Origin of the sequence: Janthinobacterium paucivorans, assembly GCF_051380805.1 — a bacterium.
GTDB classification, from domain to species: Bacteria; Pseudomonadota; Gammaproteobacteria; order Burkholderiales; family Burkholderiaceae_D; genus Janthinobacterium; species Janthinobacterium lividum_D.
Map to the genome: position 1 here is coordinate 139,000 of NZ_JBNYXR010000004.1, position 15,443 is coordinate 154,442.

General features: G+C 60.3%; 17 protein-coding genes. 5 read left to right on the top strand and 12 right to left on the bottom strand.

Going from position 1 to position 15,443, the window contains the following annotated elements; genetic code table 11:
• Position 1: 1 nt before the first annotated feature.
• The 6 genes from paaG to paaA all read right to left on the bottom strand — a co-directional run bounded on the left by paaG (position 2) and on the right by paaA (position 4,662).
• Positions 2-793, bottom strand: a complete 792-nt coding sequence (gene paaG / locus ACQ4V8_RS06710; protein WP_436571118.1) for a 2-(1,2-epoxy-1,2-dihydrophenyl)acetyl-CoA isomerase PaaG — start codon at positions 791-793, stop codon at positions 2-4.
• A 123-nt stretch (positions 794-916) separates the two neighbouring features.
• Positions 917-1,996, bottom strand: coding sequence for a 1,2-phenylacetyl-CoA epoxidase subunit PaaE (gene paaE / locus ACQ4V8_RS06715; protein WP_010401473.1), 1,080 nt, complete (start codon positions 1,994-1,996; stop codon positions 917-919).
• 40 nt (positions 1,997-2,036) lie between these two features.
• Positions 2,037-2,576 carry a 1,2-phenylacetyl-CoA epoxidase subunit PaaD gene (gene paaD, locus ACQ4V8_RS06720; protein WP_436571119.1) on the bottom strand — a complete coding sequence of 180 codons (540 nt, stop codon included), beginning with the start codon at positions 2,574-2,576 and terminating at the stop codon, positions 2,037-2,039.
• Positions 2,576-3,343 (bottom strand): 1,2-phenylacetyl-CoA epoxidase subunit PaaC, encoded by a 768-nt coding sequence (paaC, locus tag ACQ4V8_RS06725; RefSeq protein ID WP_010401475.1) that lies wholly within the window; start codon positions 3,341-3,343, stop codon positions 2,576-2,578. Before paaC ends, paaD begins: the two co-directional genes overlap by 1 nt.
• 14 nt (positions 3,344-3,357) lie before the next feature.
• Positions 3,358-3,642, bottom strand: coding sequence for a 1,2-phenylacetyl-CoA epoxidase subunit PaaB (paaB, locus tag ACQ4V8_RS06730; protein WP_010401476.1), 285 nt, complete (start codon positions 3,640-3,642; stop codon positions 3,358-3,360).
• A 30-nt stretch (positions 3,643-3,672) separates the two neighbouring features.
• Positions 3,673-4,662 (bottom strand): 1,2-phenylacetyl-CoA epoxidase subunit PaaA, encoded by a 990-nt coding sequence (gene paaA / locus ACQ4V8_RS06735; RefSeq protein ID WP_010401477.1) that lies wholly within the window; start codon positions 4,660-4,662, stop codon positions 3,673-3,675.
• A 267-nt stretch (positions 4,663-4,929) separates the two neighbouring features.
• On the opposite strand from paaA, the gene paaX reads away from it, so the two are divergent.
• Entirely contained in the window at positions 4,930-5,859 is a 930-nt protein-coding gene (gene paaX / locus ACQ4V8_RS06740) for a phenylacetic acid degradation operon negative regulatory protein PaaX (RefSeq protein WP_010401478.1), read from the top strand.
• 97 nt (positions 5,860-5,956) lie between these two features.
• Here paaX and ACQ4V8_RS06745 read toward each other — a convergent pair whose 3' ends face one another.
• On the bottom strand, positions 5,957-6,211 hold the full coding sequence (locus ACQ4V8_RS06745; RefSeq protein WP_010401480.1) for a hypothetical protein: 255 nt from the start codon (positions 6,209-6,211) through the stop codon (positions 5,957-5,959).
• Between the two features lie 141 nt (positions 6,212-6,352).
• On the opposite strand from ACQ4V8_RS06745, the gene ACQ4V8_RS06750 reads away from it, so the two are divergent.
• Positions 6,353-7,477 (top strand): M14 family metallopeptidase, encoded by a 1,125-nt coding sequence (locus ACQ4V8_RS06750; RefSeq protein ID WP_010401483.1) that lies wholly within the window; start codon positions 6,353-6,355, stop codon positions 7,475-7,477.
• A 103-nt stretch (positions 7,478-7,580) separates the two neighbouring features.
• Here ACQ4V8_RS06750 and pmbA read toward each other — a convergent pair whose 3' ends face one another.
• Entirely contained in the window at positions 7,581-8,933 is a 1,353-nt protein-coding gene (pmbA, locus tag ACQ4V8_RS06755) for a metalloprotease PmbA (RefSeq protein ID WP_436571120.1), read from the bottom strand.
• 92 nt (positions 8,934-9,025) lie between these two features.
• On the opposite strand from pmbA, the gene yjgA reads away from it, so the two are divergent.
• The 3 genes from yjgA to ACQ4V8_RS06770 all read left to right on the top strand — a co-directional run bounded on the left by yjgA (position 9,026) and on the right by ACQ4V8_RS06770 (position 11,042).
• Positions 9,026-9,625 carry a ribosome biogenesis factor YjgA gene (gene yjgA / locus ACQ4V8_RS06760; RefSeq protein ID WP_029496682.1) on the top strand — a complete coding sequence of 200 codons (600 nt, stop codon included), beginning with the start codon at positions 9,026-9,028 and terminating at the stop codon, positions 9,623-9,625.
• A 122-nt stretch (positions 9,626-9,747) separates the two neighbouring features.
• Positions 9,748-10,377, top strand: a complete 630-nt coding sequence (gene mog, locus ACQ4V8_RS06765) for a molybdopterin adenylyltransferase (RefSeq protein WP_436571121.1) — start codon at positions 9,748-9,750, stop codon at positions 10,375-10,377.
• On the top strand, positions 10,374-11,042 hold the full coding sequence (locus tag ACQ4V8_RS06770) for an alpha/beta hydrolase (RefSeq protein ID WP_010401489.1): 669 nt from the start codon (positions 10,374-10,376) through the stop codon (positions 11,040-11,042). Before mog ends, ACQ4V8_RS06770 begins: the two co-directional genes overlap by 4 nt.
• A 54-nt stretch (positions 11,043-11,096) precedes the next feature.
• On the opposite strand, the gene ACQ4V8_RS06775 is transcribed toward ACQ4V8_RS06770, so the two are convergent.
• The 4 genes from ACQ4V8_RS06775 to ACQ4V8_RS06790 all read right to left on the bottom strand — a co-directional run bounded on the left by ACQ4V8_RS06775 (position 11,097) and on the right by ACQ4V8_RS06790 (position 15,441).
• Positions 11,097-12,641, bottom strand: a complete 1,545-nt coding sequence (locus tag ACQ4V8_RS06775) for a S1C family serine protease (protein WP_261980856.1) — start codon at positions 12,639-12,641, stop codon at positions 11,097-11,099.
• A gap of 94 nt (positions 12,642-12,735) precedes the next feature.
• The gene (locus ACQ4V8_RS06780; protein ID WP_010401492.1) at positions 12,736-13,302 is read right to left on the bottom strand and encodes a carboxymuconolactone decarboxylase family protein; all 567 of its coding nucleotides are present in this window, start codon (positions 13,300-13,302) and stop codon (positions 12,736-12,738) included.
• Positions 13,302-14,150, bottom strand: a complete 849-nt coding sequence (locus ACQ4V8_RS06785) for a fumarylacetoacetate hydrolase family protein (protein ID WP_010401495.1) — start codon at positions 14,148-14,150, stop codon at positions 13,302-13,304. The genes ACQ4V8_RS06780 and ACQ4V8_RS06785 overlap by 1 nt, the downstream gene beginning before the upstream one ends.
• Positions 14,095-15,441, bottom strand: coding sequence for an MFS transporter (locus ACQ4V8_RS06790; RefSeq protein ID WP_050855968.1), 1,347 nt, complete (start codon positions 15,439-15,441; stop codon positions 14,095-14,097). Before ACQ4V8_RS06790 ends, ACQ4V8_RS06785 begins: the two co-directional genes overlap by 56 nt.
• Positions 15,442-15,443: the final 2 nt, after the last annotated feature.

Genomic DNA, 15,443 nt, shown 5'->3' on the forward strand with positions numbered 1-15,443 from the left:
ATCAGTGCCCCTTGAATTGCGGTGCGCGCTTTTCCATGAAGGCGGCCACGCCTTCGCGGTAATCGTCGCTGTTACCGAGTTCGCGCATCATGCGTGCCTCCAGCGCCAGCTGCTGCGGCAGAGTATTGGCGCCACTTAGAGCCAACGCCTGCTTGGTGTAGGCCAGGCCCTTGGTCGGCGCCGCGGAAAAGTGCACGGCCAGCTTGCGCGTTTCTTGCGCCAGCTGCGCATCGTCCACGCATTTCCAGATCAGGCCCCAATCCTCGGCCTTTTCAGCCGTCAGCTTTTCACCGAGCATGGCCAGGCCCATGGCGCGCGCCGATCCGATCAGGCGCGGCAAGAAGAAAGTGCCGCCCGTATCCGGAATCAGGCCCAGCTTGCAAAACACTTCGACGAAACTGGCCGACTTGCCGGCGATGACGATGTCGCATGCCAGCGCCAGGTTGGCGCCTGCGCCAGCGGCCACGCCATTGACGGCGCAAATGACGGGCATCGGCAAGGCTTTCAGGGCCAGCACCAGCGGCGCATAGTTTTTTTCCACCGACTCGCCCAGGTCCACGCCCTTAGCGCCAGGTTCAACGGCGCGGTCGGACAAATCCTGGCCCGCGCAAAAGCCGCGGCCAGCACCCGTCAACACGAACACGCGCACGCAGCTGTCGGCGTTCACTTGCGCGATCGCGTCACGCACTTCGTCGTGCATGGCCTGGGTAAAGCTATTGAGCTTGTCGGGACGGTTCAGGGTGAGCGTGGCGATGCCCTGCTCGATGGTGAAGAGGATGTTTTGGTAGCTCATGGCGTCTCGCTTTTTTAGTTTTCAACCCGCAGCGGAAATCTGGGGTCAGTTCCTTCGGAATCGTCATTCGCCCCACTGGGGCGAATGACCCCGACGGGTCTGACCCCGGCAGTCGCAGTTGGGTTATTCGGCCTGGTCGAAGTCGACCACGACCTTGTCGGTGAGCGGAAAACTCTGGCAACTGAGGACGAAGCCACGCGCCACTTCATAGTCTTCCAACGCGTAGTTGACGTCCATTTCAACCTTGCCATCGAGGATCTTGCAGCGGCAGGTCGAGCATACGCCGCCCTTGCACGAATAGCGCATGTCGATGCCTTGACGCAGACCCGCGTCGAGGATGGATTCCTTATCCTTGTCCATCGTGAAGGTGGTGTGGTTGCCATCGAGGATGACGGTCACTTCGGCTTCCTGCACCGCGCCGGTGGCTAACGGCGCGCGCGGCTTATGAAAGTTTTTAGGGATGCTGGCGGCGAACAGTTCGATCTTGATATGCTGCTTGGGCATGCCGGCCGCCTGCAGGGCTGCGGAAACGCCGAGCATCATGTCTTCCGGGCCGCAGATGAAGGCGTTGTCGTAGTCTTCGACCTTGATCCAGTGCTGCAGGAACTGCTCGCATTTTTCCTGCGTGATGCGGCCGTTGAACAATTCGATATCCTGCTGCTCGCGACTCATCACGTAGATCAGGTTCAATCGTTCCAGGTACACGTCCTTCAAGTCCGTCAATTCTTCCTTGAAGATCACGGACGAGGAAGCGCGGTTACCGTAGAACAGGGTAAATCGGCTCAATGGCTCGGCCAGCAGGGTCGTCTTGATGATGGACAGGATGGGCGTGATGCCGCTGCCGGCCGCGAACGCCAGGTAGTGCTTGCGGTTGACGCAGTCGAGCGGCACGTTGAAGTGGCCCATGGGCGGCATCACTTCGATGATGGTGCCGGCTTTCAAGGTATCGTTGGCCCAGGTGGAAAACGCGCCACCGGGCGTGCGCTTGATGGCCACGCGCAAGGTGCCGTCTTGCACCGCCGAACAGATCGAATACGAGCGGCGCACGTCTTCGGCGTTGATATTGGCGCGCAAGGTCAGGTGCTGGCCCTGCTGGAAGCGGAACTGCTGCTGCAACTCCAATGGCACGTCGAACGTCACGGCGATGGTGTCACGCGTTTCATTGCGCACCTTCGCCACGCACAGCGGATAAAATTTACTCATGCTTCATCTCCAGTTTCTTCGGAACGTGTGCCTGATTTTTTTAGTGGCACTTGAAGTAGTCAAACGGTTCGCGGCAATCGATGCATTTGTACAGCGCCTTGCATGGCGTGGAGCCGAACTGGCTGGTCAGTTGCGTATGCGTGGAAGCGCAGTTAGGGCAAATCACCTCCAGCTGCGGCAAGGGCAGGCGCTTGACGCCACCCGCTGTGCCTCTATGCAGGCCGCTGATATCGATCACCTGCTGCTGCGGCGGGGCGATGCCATAGCCTTTCAGCTTGGCCTTGCCGGCCTCGCTCATCCAGTCTGTGGTCCAGGCGGGCGCCAACTGGTTCACCAGCGTCACCTTGGCCACGCCATGGCTGCGCAAGGCATCCGTGACGGCATCGGCGATCACCTGCATGGCGGGGCAACCTGAATACGTGGGCGTGATCGTCACGATGCACTCGTTGCTGCTGACCACATCGACGGCGCGCACGATGCCCAGGTCCACCACCGAAATGACGGGAATTTCCGGGTCCGGCACGTCGCCCAGCCAGGCCCAGACCTGGGCCGCGTCCAGCGCCGCCGTGGGCGTGTCCATTACCACTGCACCCCGGGATAAGCGCGCTGCAGGAACTGCATCTCGGCCAGGATGAATCCCAGGTGTTCCGTGTGCGTGCCCTGCTTGCCGCCCTTTTGCATCCAGGCGTCGGGCGCCGGCATGCTCAAGGTGGCTTCGGCGAAAATCTCGGCCACGTGTTCGAGGAAGGCCTGGCGCAACACCTCCGATGGCGGTGCGATGCCGGCGGCGAGCATGGCTTGGTCGACGGCGTCGTACTTGAACATCTCGCCCGTGTACATCCACAACTTGTCGGCAGCGGCTTGTGTTTTCGCGTGGCTGTCCGCCGTGCCGTCACCGAGGCGCACGATCAGGTCACCGCTGCGGCGCAGGTGATACGTCACTTCCTTGAGCGATTTTTTCGCCACTTCGACGATGCGTACGTCGCTGGCCTTGGCCAGTTCCAGCAGCTGGAAGTAGTGCCAGGTATCGAAAAAGAACTGGCGCATCATGGTGTCGGCGTAATTGCCGTTCGGCTGTTCCAGCAGCAGACAATTCTTGAAGTCATGGGCGTCGCGCAAAAAGGCGATGTCGTCCTCGTCACGGCCCGCGTTTTCCAGTTCGGCCGCATAGCTGAACCACAACCGCGTCTGGCCCAGGAGGTCGAGTGCCACATTGGTCAGCGCCATGTCCTCTTCCAGCGCCGGCCCCTTGCCGCACAGCTGCGACAGCTGCTGGCTGAGGATCAGGGCATTGTCACCCAGGCGCAGCAGGTAATCGAACTTTTGTTGCGTGAGCTTGTCATCCATTACAGGCGCTCCCATCACAGGTTCTTGACTTCTTCCGGCATCGGGAAGAAGGTGGGATGGCGATACACCTTGCTGTTCGACGGCTCGAACAGGGCGCCCTTGTCGCCAGGGCTGCTGGCGACGATATCGGCCGCGCGCACCACCCAGATGCTCACGCCTTCATTGCGGCGTGTATAGACATCACGCGCATGGTTGACCGCCATGCTGGCGTCGGAAGCATGCAGGCTGCCTACATGTTTGTGCGCCAGGCCGTGCTGGCTGCGGATGAAAACTTCCCACAATGGCCATTCTTTGCTCATATTGTTCTCCCCTATCTGTCTTATTTCTATTCAGGCTGCCGCTTTGTTAGCGGCTTGCTTGTCGGCGTAGGCGAGCAAGGCATCGCGGAACCACGCGCCGTCTTCATACGCCTTGACCCGCGTTTGCAGGCGCTCGCGGTTGCACGGGCCATTGCCCTTCAATACATTGTTAAATTCGGACCAGTCGATTTCACCGAACTCATAGTGGCCTGTTTCGGCATTCAATTTCAGGTCGGGATCGGGCACGGTCAGGCCCAGGTACTCGATTTGCGGCACGGTCTGGTCGACCATGCGCTGGCGCAATTCGTCATTCGAAAACAGCTTGATGCGCCATTGCGCCGATTGGGCGCTGTTCACGGAGGCGGCGTCGGAGGGGCCGAACATCATCAACGATGGCCACCACCAGCGGTTCAGCGCATCTTGCGCCATGGCTTTCTGTTCCGGCGTGCCCTTGCACAACGACATCATGATGTCGTAGCCCTGGCGCGCATGAAATGATTCTTCCTTGCAGACGCGGATCATGGCGCGCGCATATGGGCCATATGAGCAGCGGCACAGCGGGATTTGATTGATGATGGCGGAGCCGTCGACCAGCCAGCCGATGGCGCCCATGTCGGCCCACGACAGCGTAGGATAGTTAAAGATGCTCGAATACTTGGCTTTGCCAGAATGCAAGGCGGCGAGCAGATCATCGCGCGACACGCCCAGGGTTTCCGCGGCGCTGTACAGGTACAGCCCGTGACCGGCTTCGTCCTGGATCTTCGCCAGCAGGATGGACTTGCGTTTCAAGGTCGGCGCGCGCGTGACCCAGTTACCTTCGGGCAATTGACCGACGATTTCCGAATGGGCATGCTGCGAAATCTGGCGGATCAAGGTCTTGCGGTAAGCGTCCGGCATCCAGTCCTTGGCCTCGATCTTGATGCCTTCGTCGATGCGCGCCTGAAAAGCGCGCTCTTCCTGGCCCATGTCGTCGATGGAACGGACGTTCTTGAGGCCGGTTTCAACCATTTGTGCGTACATGATATGTCTCCCATGTCTTTGATTTTGCACAGCAACGCGGTGCCTTGGATGAATAATACGATACAAAAAACTATTTGCATACACTTGATGTGAGTCATTTTAAAAATTCGTATCTTGTTGGGATTTTTTGTGCGTATGATCTTGCTTATGAGAAAACACTGTGTAGCGCCATCAGCGCTTCCGGCAAATTATTGACGCGCTACCCGCGCAGCCAAGTAAACTGCTGCCTTTATTGAATCGACCGCAACACGGCCAGACCGGAACCACATGAAGAACACCCGCTGCACGGCATGGATAGCCGATTTCCTGGAAAGCGACCCACCGCGCTCGAAGTCCCTGGTGATGACCATCTTTGGCGACGCCATCGTGCCGCGCGGCGGCGCCATCTGGCTCGGTAGCCTGATCGAACTGCTGGCACCGTTTGGCGTCAATGATCGCCTGCTGCGTACCAGCGTATTCCGCCTGGCGCAGGAGGGCTGGCTCAGCTCGCAGCGCGATGGCCGCCGCAGCGCCTATACGATACGCCCGGAGGCGCTGGCCCGCTTCGAGCGCGCCTATCGCCGCATCTATGCGCCGCTGGTGGTGCACTGGGATGGCAGCTGGACCCTGGTGATCGGGCCGGCCGGCAGCATCGGCGCCGCTGAAAGGGGCGCGCTGCGCAAGGAATTATTGTGGGCTGGCTATGGCTTGATATCTCCTGGCATCTTTGGCCATCCAGCCAGCAACGCGGAGGCGCTGGAAGATATCCTCGTGCGCAATGAAGTACAGGGCAAGCTGTATGTGTGCCACACCACGGAGTTGCCCGATGTCAGCACCCGGCCCTTGCGCGACATGCTGGGAGAATGCTGGGACTTGTCGGAAGTGATCGCCGGCTATGAAAAATTCATCGCCCGCTTCCAACCGCTGCTGACCCTGCTGCAAGAAGAGCCCGTGTTCGATACCGAGCAAGCCTTTGTCATCCGCTCACTGCTGACGCACGCCTACCGTCGCGTGCAATTGCACGATCCGCAACTGCCCGTCGAACTGCTACCCGAACCGTGGCCAGGCACGCAAGCATATGCACTGGCGCGCGACCTGTACCGCATCACCCATGCGCCAGCCGAAGAACATATCCTGGCCACTTTGCGGCGCGAGGATGAGCGGGCGCCGGACGTTGCACCGTGGTTTTTTGAACGTTTTGGGGGACTGACGACGTGAACGCCTGAAAAATGTTCAGGGCCAGGCGCGTAGCCGCAGGCAGTACGACTAGTACGCCAAGGCAACGCAACGCCGCCATGGACATTTTCTCAGGTGTTCACTGCTTTGCCACCACCTGCTTCGCCCCAGCCAACAAATCCTGCCCCAGCTTTTCCAGCGCATTCGCTTGCACCAGCATGGTATCGAGGATGGCGGCATTGAAGGTGAATTCGGCCGGTGTGGTGTAGCCGGGGAAACGCAGGATGCGCAACAATTCCTGCAAGGTGGTGCCCTTGCCCAGGTGCGCCAGGGCGTCGCCGAGGGCGCTGACTTTCTTTTCCAGTTCGCGTATGTGTTTGCCGTTGTCATCCATGATGATCTCCCGTTGTTGGAACTTCCACGTTAGCAAAGTACATTCGCCATCGTTTGCGCCAGCACAAAGACATTCGCAAAACAGGTATCATCGCGCCATTGCACACGATGCAAAACCCATACGTTTTTATCAGGAACACTCATGACCATTAAAATCAGCCAGCAATTCGACGCCGGCGCGATCGAGGTGCTGCGCGCCGACGATGCCCACTCCATCGAGCTGAACATCCGCAAGGATTCCCACGCCGACATCACGCAGTGGTTTTATTTCCGCCTGCAAGGCGCGCAAGGCGAAGCGTGCACGATCCGCTTCATGAATGCAGGCAAGTCGGCCTATCCGGACGGCTGGAAAGACTATCAAGCCGTGGCCAGCTATGACCGCGAAACCTGGTTCCGCGTGCCAACCAGCTTCGATGGCAGCGTGATGACCATCGAACACACGCCGGAAGAAGAGAGCGTGTATTACGCCTACTTCGAACCGTATCCGTGGGATCGCCACCTGGCCCTGATCGACAGCGCGCAAGCGTCGCCGCTGGTACGCTTGATCGACCTGGGCAGCACCGTGGAAGGGCGCGACATGAATCTGCTGGTGGTCGGCGACGCCGATGCCGAGAAGAAGGTCTGGGTCATCGCACGCCAGCATCCGGGCGAAACAATGGCGGAATGGTTTGTCGAAGGCATGCTCGAAGCATTGCTGGACCAGGCCAATCCATTCGCCCGCCAGTGCCTGCAAGACGCCGTCTTCTACGTGGTGCCGAACATGAACCCTGACGGTTCGGTGCATGGCAACCTGCGCACCAACGCGGCCGGCGCCAACCTGAACCGTGAATGGATGACGCCGACGATGGAGCGCAGCCCGGAAGTATTCCTGGTGAAACAGAAAATGCATGAAATTGGCTGCGACCTGTTCCTCGACGTGCATGGCGACGAAGGTCTGCCATACGTATTCGTCGCCGGCAGCGATGCGCTGGAAAATTTCACGCCTGCACAAAAGGCCGAGCAAGACCGCTTCATCGCCGACTTCAAGGTGGCCAGCCCCGACTTCCAGGATGAGCACGGCTATGAAGATGGCCCGTTCACGCCGGAAGTGCTGACCATGGGTTCGCCGCATATCACGCACGCCTTCGGCTGCCTGGCGCTGACCCTGGAACTGCCGTTCAAGGATAATGCCAACGATCCTGACCCACAAACGGGCTGGAGCGGCGCCCGCAGCGCTGCCCTGGGCGCGGCCGTACTGCAAGCTATCCTGTCCACCTTGCGCGCCTGAGTAGCAGGGCCAAACCGGCCCGCGTGAGATGCATGCCACGCTGAACACGCAAGACCAGAAAAAAGGCGCCAACGGCGCCTTTTGATCAGCAGGCATGCATCGTTCAGCCGCCCGCTACCACCATGCTCTCGATGAGGATGGAACCGGTCTCTTTGGTGCCACGGCGCAAGGCGTCGGCGCCCACGGCGACGATGTTGCGCAACATCTCCTTCATGTTGCCGGCGATGGTGATTTCTTCCACCGGATACTGGATCACGCCATTTTCCACCCAGAAACCAGACGCGCCGCGCGAATAGTCGCCCGTCACATAGTTGGTTCCTTGTCCCATCAGTTCCGTCACCAGCAAGCCCGTGCCCAGCTTTTTCAGCATGGCATTAAAGTCGTCGCTCGCATGCGTCTGGGTCGAGGTCAAATACAGATTATGCGAGCCACCCGCATTGCCCGTCGTCTGCATGCCCAGTTTGCGGGCCGTGTAGGTCGACAGGAAATAGCCTTGCACCACGCCATCCTTGACGACGTCGCGGCTGACCGTTTTCACGCCCTCCTCGTCGAACGGGGCCGAACCGACACCGCCGATGACGTGCGGATCTTCAAAGATCTGCACGTGCGACGGCAGCACTTGCGTGCCCAGGGCATCCATCAGAAAAGTGGATTTTCGGTATAGGGCGCCGCCCGAGGTCGCTTGCACATAAGTACCCAGCAAACCGGCTGCCAGCGGCGCCTCGAACAGCACGGGACAAGTGCGCGTGCCCAGCTTGCGCGCATTCAGGCGCGACAGGGCGCGCTCGGCGGCATAGCGGCCGATGGCTTCCGGACTGGCCATTTTGGCGGCATCGCGCACGGATGAATACCAGTCATCGCGCTGCATCTTGGCACCCTTGCCGGCAATTGGCGCCACGGACAGGGTATGGCGCGAAAACGGGTAGCCGCCCATGAAGCCGCGCGAATTGGCGGCAACAAAGTGCGATTGCTGCACGTACACGCCGGCGCCTTCGCTGTTCGTGATGCGCGGATCGACGGCAAACGCGGCCGCCTCGGCGCGCTTTGCCAGCACGACAGCTTCCTCAGCGGAAATCATCCACGGATAGAACAATTGCAAGTCGCGTGGAGACATTTCCAGCGTGTCGGCATCGGCCAAGCCCGCGCAATCGTCCTCGGCCGTGAAGCGGGCGATGTTATAGGCGGCATCCACCGTGGCGCGCAGGGCGGAAGGCGAGAAATCGGCAGTGCTGGCATTGCCGCGCTTCTTGCCGACAAACACGGTCACGCCCATGCCCTTATCCTTGTTTTTTTCTATCGTCTCGATCTTGCCTTTTCGTACAGAAACGGACAAGCCGCCGCCTTCACTGACTTCGACGGCTGCATCGGTGCCGCCCGCTTCCCGCGCAAAAGACAACACATCACGGGCTAGTTGCTGCAATTGCTCTTGACTATGGGTAAATACGGAGTCGTTCATGCGCTGTTTTCTTCGGAAAGCCGCTAAAAAGGTTATCATAGCAGTCGTTTACAGTTTACAGGTGCGGCCTACGCGGCCAATCCCGCCTTATCATGCCAAATCCAAACCGGGGAGCTTGCGGCTTCCAATCCACCGAATTCGAACAGGAATATGAACGTCCATCGAAGTCGGAACTCAAGCGTCAAATGACCGTCCTGCAAAAGCTGGGCGAAGAACTCGTCAACGAGGCACGTGACCGCGTCAAGCGCGTCCCGATGCCGGAAGACGTGCGCGACGCCATTCTCGAATGCCAGCAAATCCGGGATCACGAAGGCCGCCGTCGCCAGCTGCAATTCGTGGGCAAGAAGATGCGCACCCTGGATGAGGAAGAAGTTGCCGCCATCCAACGTACCATCGATAGCTGGAAAGGCTTGTCGAAAGCCGACACGGCCAATATGCACGCGATGGAACGCCGCCGCGACAAGCTGTTGACGGATGACAAGGCGCTGACCGTCTTGCTGTCGGAAAACCCGGAATTGGACGTGCAGCACCTGCGCACCCTGATCCGCAATGCCCGCAAGGAGCAAGCCGAGAACAAGCCGCCAAAAGCCTACCGTGAAATCTTCCAGATCTTGAAAGAGATCGCCAAGAAGAAAAACGGCGGCAAGAAAGATGCCGACGAAGATGACGTTGAAGGCGACGAAGACGAATAAACCCCACATGCAAAAGCCGGGGTCGGACCCTCAGGGTCCGACCCCAGTCTTTGCTTAGGGTTGGGAAAAAACCGGGAGCCAACCCGGTTTTTTTTGGTTTTTACGACATAGACAGGTGCCCCATGACCACGATAGAAGACGAATTGATTATCGGCCTCGTGTCGATCTCGGACCGCGCCAGCGGCGGCGTGTATGAAGACCAGGGCATCCCGGCCCTGGAAAGCTGGCTCACCGCCGCCATCCGCACGCCATTTCGCCTGGAAAAACGGCTGATCCCGGACGAGCGCTCGCAGATAGAAAACACCCTGATCGACCTGGTCGACCTGAGCCACTGCCACCTGATCCTGACGACGGGCGGCACGGGCCCGGCACGGCGCGATGTGACGCCGGACGCCACGCTCAGCGTCGGGACCAAGGAAATGCCCGGTTTCGGCGAACAGATGCGCCAGATCAGCCTGCAATTCGTGCCGACGGCGATTTTGTCGCGCCAGGTGGCCGTGATCCGCGAAACGCCCGAGCGCGCCGCCCTGATCCTGAACTTGCCAGGCCAGCCGAAAGCCATCAAGGAAACATTGGAAGGTCTGAAAGACGTGGACGGAAATCAATTGGTGGATGGCATCTTTGCCGCCGTGCCGTATTGCATCGACCTGATCAAAGGGCCTTACATGGAAACCGACCCGGCCATCTGCAAGACCTTCCGCCCCAAATCGGCGCTGCGTCCCGCGCAACCTTTACCTGAGGAAAATACATGAGCACCTTGCTGGAAACCATAGAACTCGACAGCGCCGCCAACCCCACCGTTTCCATCATCTGGATGCATGGCCTGGGCGCCGACGGCAATGACTTCGTGCCGCTGGTCAAGGAACTCGATTTGCGCGGCTGCCCCGCCATCCGCTTCATCTTCCCCAGCGCCGGCACCATGCCTGTCACCATCAACAACGGCTATGTGATGCGCGCCTGGTACGACATCCTCGTGAGCGACCTCGTGCGCCGCGAAGATGAAGGCGGCTTGCGCGCCTCGCAAGCACAAATCGAAGCGCTGATTGCGCGCGAAAAGGCGCGCGGCATTCCCGCCAGCCGCATCATCCTGGCCGGCTTTTCGCAAGGCTGCGCCATGACCTTGCAAACGGGCTTGCGCCATGCCGAGCCACTCGCTGGCCTGATGTGTTTATCCGGCTATCTGCCGCTGGCCGACAAGACCGCGTTTGAACGCACGCCAGCAAGCCTGGAAACACCGGTCTTCATGGCGCACGGCACGGCCGACCCCGTGGTGCCGATGGCCCGCGCCCAGCAGTCGCGCGACATGCTCACCGGCATGGGATACAAAGTGGAATGGCACGAGTACATGATGCAACACTCGCTGTGCCAGGAAGAAATCGACGCCATCGGCGCCTGGCTGAAAAAAGTATTGGCTTAAACAATAACAGGCGCAGTGTGCGCTGCGCCTGTTGTTGTTCGGAACGCCGGGAGCCTAGTTGCTCGCCGGCTTTTTTGCATTCCAGATCGTCAGCATGTCGGACGATGCTTCCGAGCGGATGCCGTTGTCCGTCAGCACCGATTCCGTCGCTGCCAGCATGTCCTTGCGGGGCACGACAAGCATTTCCGCATCACGCTGCTGGAAGCGGAACGTCAACAATTCATCCGTCTGGTCGCGCAGCAGGGCCACCAGGTGTGCCAGGCTGCGCACGCGCACGCCATTGACGGAGTCGACAACCGAAAAGAAACGCGTGCTGTAGCCATTCATCAGCTTGTGCGGAAAGAACGGTGCGGCGATCACCACCAGTTCTTCGCGCTCACCGTCGGGCGCATCGCCGCGCCGCGTGGCAAGGGGATTGCCAGCAAACGCCATGCCGCCCAACATCGCCGGGTTGCCATTCGGCGCGGCCATGAATTCCGTGCTGGCGCGCGAAAACACCATCGGCCCGAAAATGAAATAGGATGGGTAATTGCCCTGCAGGCTGCTAATCAGCATCGGGTGCGCAGCCGAGACGGGCACCTTGATTTTCAGGGACACGCCCTGGCGTACCACCGTCAGCGGCAACTGCTCGTCCTTCGCCAGTTGCTGCACCCGGTACTGAAAGCGTACGCGGCTGTTGGCATTCAGCTTGACCATGCCCTGGTTGTCGATAGGAAATTCACCGATATGCGTGATGACGTCCCACTCCTTGAGCGGATAGGCCGCATCCTTGCTGGCCGGCGTCATCACGACGGCGCCCTCGACACCCTTGGCCAGCTTCAGATATGTGCGCAGGGCGGGATTTTCCAGCGTTTGGGTCACGTCACGCAGGGCCGGCTTGCCCTTGGGCGCGCCACTTTCCTGGTCGCGCAGGAAGAGTTCGATTTCCTCGTTGGGAATGATATAGCCGATGTTTTGCGCATTGAGCATGCCGGCAAAGGCCAGGCCGATCATCTTGTCGCCGGCAATCACGGGGCCGCCGCTATTGCCCGGATTGATGGCCGCATCGATCTGGATGCGCAAACCGGAGACGGGGAAGTTATAGCGCACAAATTCGATGCGCGAGACGATGCCCTTGGTGATCGACAGCGAGGTGCCACCCGTCGGATAGCCATACGCCAGCACGGCATCACGCACGTCCGGCAAGACATTGGCGCGCGGCACCGCTTTGTGGCTGGCGAAAAAACTGTCATCGTCAATTTTCAGCAAGGCCAGGTCCATACCGCGCGAGATGGCCAGCACGGTGGCCGGTATCTTGTCGCCCGCGCCATTGGCCTGGATCTGCACCTGGCTGGCATAGCCGACCACGTGCGCATTGGTGAGGATGCGGCGCCCTTCGATGACGACGCCTGAGCCCGTCACCTCTTGCGGTGCGGCCTTGCTCCAGGGCTTGTACGGATCGGGGCCGCGCAGGGTGGAAAACACCTTGACGACGGAATTTTCCAGGATGGATGCGCTGGTGCTGGTCTCGGCGGCAAGCGCGTCCAGCGTCATCAAGGGGCAAAGGACCAACACCAGCAAGGCGCGGCACATCAGGGTAAAGCAAGAACGAGTTTTCATTGAACTTTTTGGCAATGGAAGAGAAAATTATTATATATAGAATAATTTCAACTGCATTACACTTTATCCATCTTTACCCGAAGAACTGCTCTAATTAAATGGGCAAGGGCGGCACGCCTAATGCCGGCACCGCCGTCTGCGCCCCATTCATCACCATGGCCAGGAAAGTGTAATAGCCATTGATGCCCATCAAGTCAACCACACCGTGTTCGCCAAACAGGGCCAGCGCGCGTGCATAGGTGGCATCGCTGACGCGCTTGTTTTGCTGCAGCTCGATGCAAAAGTCATGCACGGCTTGCTCGTCTTCTTTCAGGGCCGGCGGCGCGCGGCGCGCGGCAATGGCGTCCACGGCCGCTTGCGCGATGCCGTTTTGCACGGCCAGCGGTGCGTGGATGGCCCATTCGACTTGCTGATCCCACTGGCGCGCCGTCAGCACAATTGCCAGTTCCGACAGGCGCGTGCCGATGGCGCTGCGGTAGCGCAGGTACTCGCCCATGCGCTGCGCTGTTTCCATCAGCTCGGGGCTGCGGATCAGCGGCACGAAGGGACCGTACAGGGCACCGCGCGGGCCATCGATGATGGCTTGCGCGGCAGCGCGCTGCTGCGGGTCGAGCTGCGCCAAGGGCAGCGCTGGCAGACGGTCGATACTTGACCGCGCCATCAAGCCGTCCAGGCGAGCACGTCCTGCTGCTGTTCGCCGAGGCCGGCGATACCCAGACGCAGGCTGTCACCCTTTTTCAGGAAACGCTGCGGCTTGCGGCTCTGGCCCACGCCCGGCGGCGTGCCCGTGGCGATGACGTCGCCCGGTTCCAGAGTCATGAATTGCGACAGGTAGCTGACGATCTGCGCCACCGTGAAAATCATGGTTCGCGTATTACCCGTCTGCATGCGCTTGCCGTTCACTTCCAGGTACAGGTCCAGGTCTTGCTCGTCGATGACTTCATCGCGCGTCACCAGCCACGGGCCGACGGGGCCGAAGGTGTCGCAGCCCTTGCCTTTATCCCATTGGCCGCCCCGCTCCAGCTGGAATGAGCGCTCGGAAATATCGTTGACGACGCAGTAGCCGGCCACGTATTTCAGCGCATCTTCTTCGCTCACGTACTGTGCGCGCGTGCCGATGACCACGCCCAGTTCCACTTCCCAGTCGGTCTTTTTCGAGCCTTTCGGCAGCACGATATTGTCGTCCGGGCCATTCAGGCAGGTAATTGCCTTCATGAACACAATCGGTTCGGCAGGAATCGGCATGCCGGACTCGGCCGCGTGATCCGCGTAATTGAGGCCGATGCCGATGAACTTGCCGACTTTCGCCAGCGGCACGCCGAAGCGGGGATTGCCGCGCACCAGGGGCAGCGTCTTTTCGTCGAGCTTGGCCAGCTTGCGCAGGGCCTTGTCGGACAGTTGCGCGCCGTCAATATCCGCGATCACGCCGGACAGGTCGCGCAATTTGCCTTCTTCATCGATCAGGCCCGGTTTTTCCTTGCCTGGACGTCCATAACGAACGAGTTTCATAGTCTTCCTTGGAGTTGATCATTGCCGCTGTGCAAGCTGCCATTTTACCGGATGGCCCGGCACGCCTGTAGCGGTAGATGAAAAACATCGCAAGTCCCGGCAGTTGCAAGGCCACCAGCACGCCAAACGCGACCTGGTACGCTTGCGGCGGATACTGCTGCAGACTATTTAGCGGCCAGCATCCGAGGATCAAGCCAAAGCCTGCCTGCACCAGGAAGGCGCCCGTAAAAATGAGCAGATTCAAGCAGGTCGACGCCCTGCCAGTCAAGCTGGGCGGCATGCTTTGCGCGACGATCGCATAGTCGAGGCCCGTCACCGTGCCCAGCAAGGTAAACAATACCGACAGCAAAGGCAGGCTGGGCAGCACATTGCATGCCATCGCCACTTGCACGGCAATGAACAGGAGCAGGCCGACGCCCGCCACTTGCATGGGTTCGATCGCCCGCCGCCCGGCCCACTGCGTCAGCATGCCCATGCCGATGGCGCCAAAGATGACGGCTGCCATGCCCAGGTACAACAAATACGCCACGCTGTCATCGGACAAGCCACCGACGTCGGATAGCCAGCGCCCAAGCCACAAACCCTGCACGCCAAAGAACACCGTATGCGGCAGCAGGATCAGCGCGATGGTGCGCAGAAAGGCCCTGTCGCGATACACGCGCCAGACACTGGCCTGGCTCACCGTGTGGGCGACAACGGGCACGGGCAGGGCCGGCGACAGCAGGCGGATCAGCAGGCCGATGGCCAGCGCCGCCAGCGCCAGTCCCAGGAACACGCCACGCCAGTCCGTATAGTGCAGGGCCAGCTTGACGGGCATGGTGGCCGTGGCCGCGCCGAGTCCACCCACGGCGATCAGGTAGCCGTGCACGGATGGCAGGCGCGCGGGTGCGATGGTGCACGAGATCGCTTTCACGGCGGCCATGAAACAACCGCCCAAGCCTGCCCCCATGAGTGCCCGCGCCCACATCAACTCGGCAAAGCTGTGACCCCGGCTGAACAGCCACGCACCGAGGGCCGCCAGCGCCAGCAGCCACAGTTGCAGCGTGCGGGGGGCGTAACGGTCGAGCGCCATGCCGATCGGCAGTTGCAGCAGCGCAAAGGCAAGAAAAAAGACGCTGGTCAGCAAGCCCAGTTGGGCCGGCGTCAGGGCGATGGAAGCCAGCAATTGCGTCGTCAGCACGGCATTCACGCCGCGCAGCAGACACGACAGGTAGTGACCGAGCGCAAACGGCAGAAACACCAGGTAAAACACGGCCACGCCGGAACGGGAGGAGGCGTCGGCGCCGTGCATGC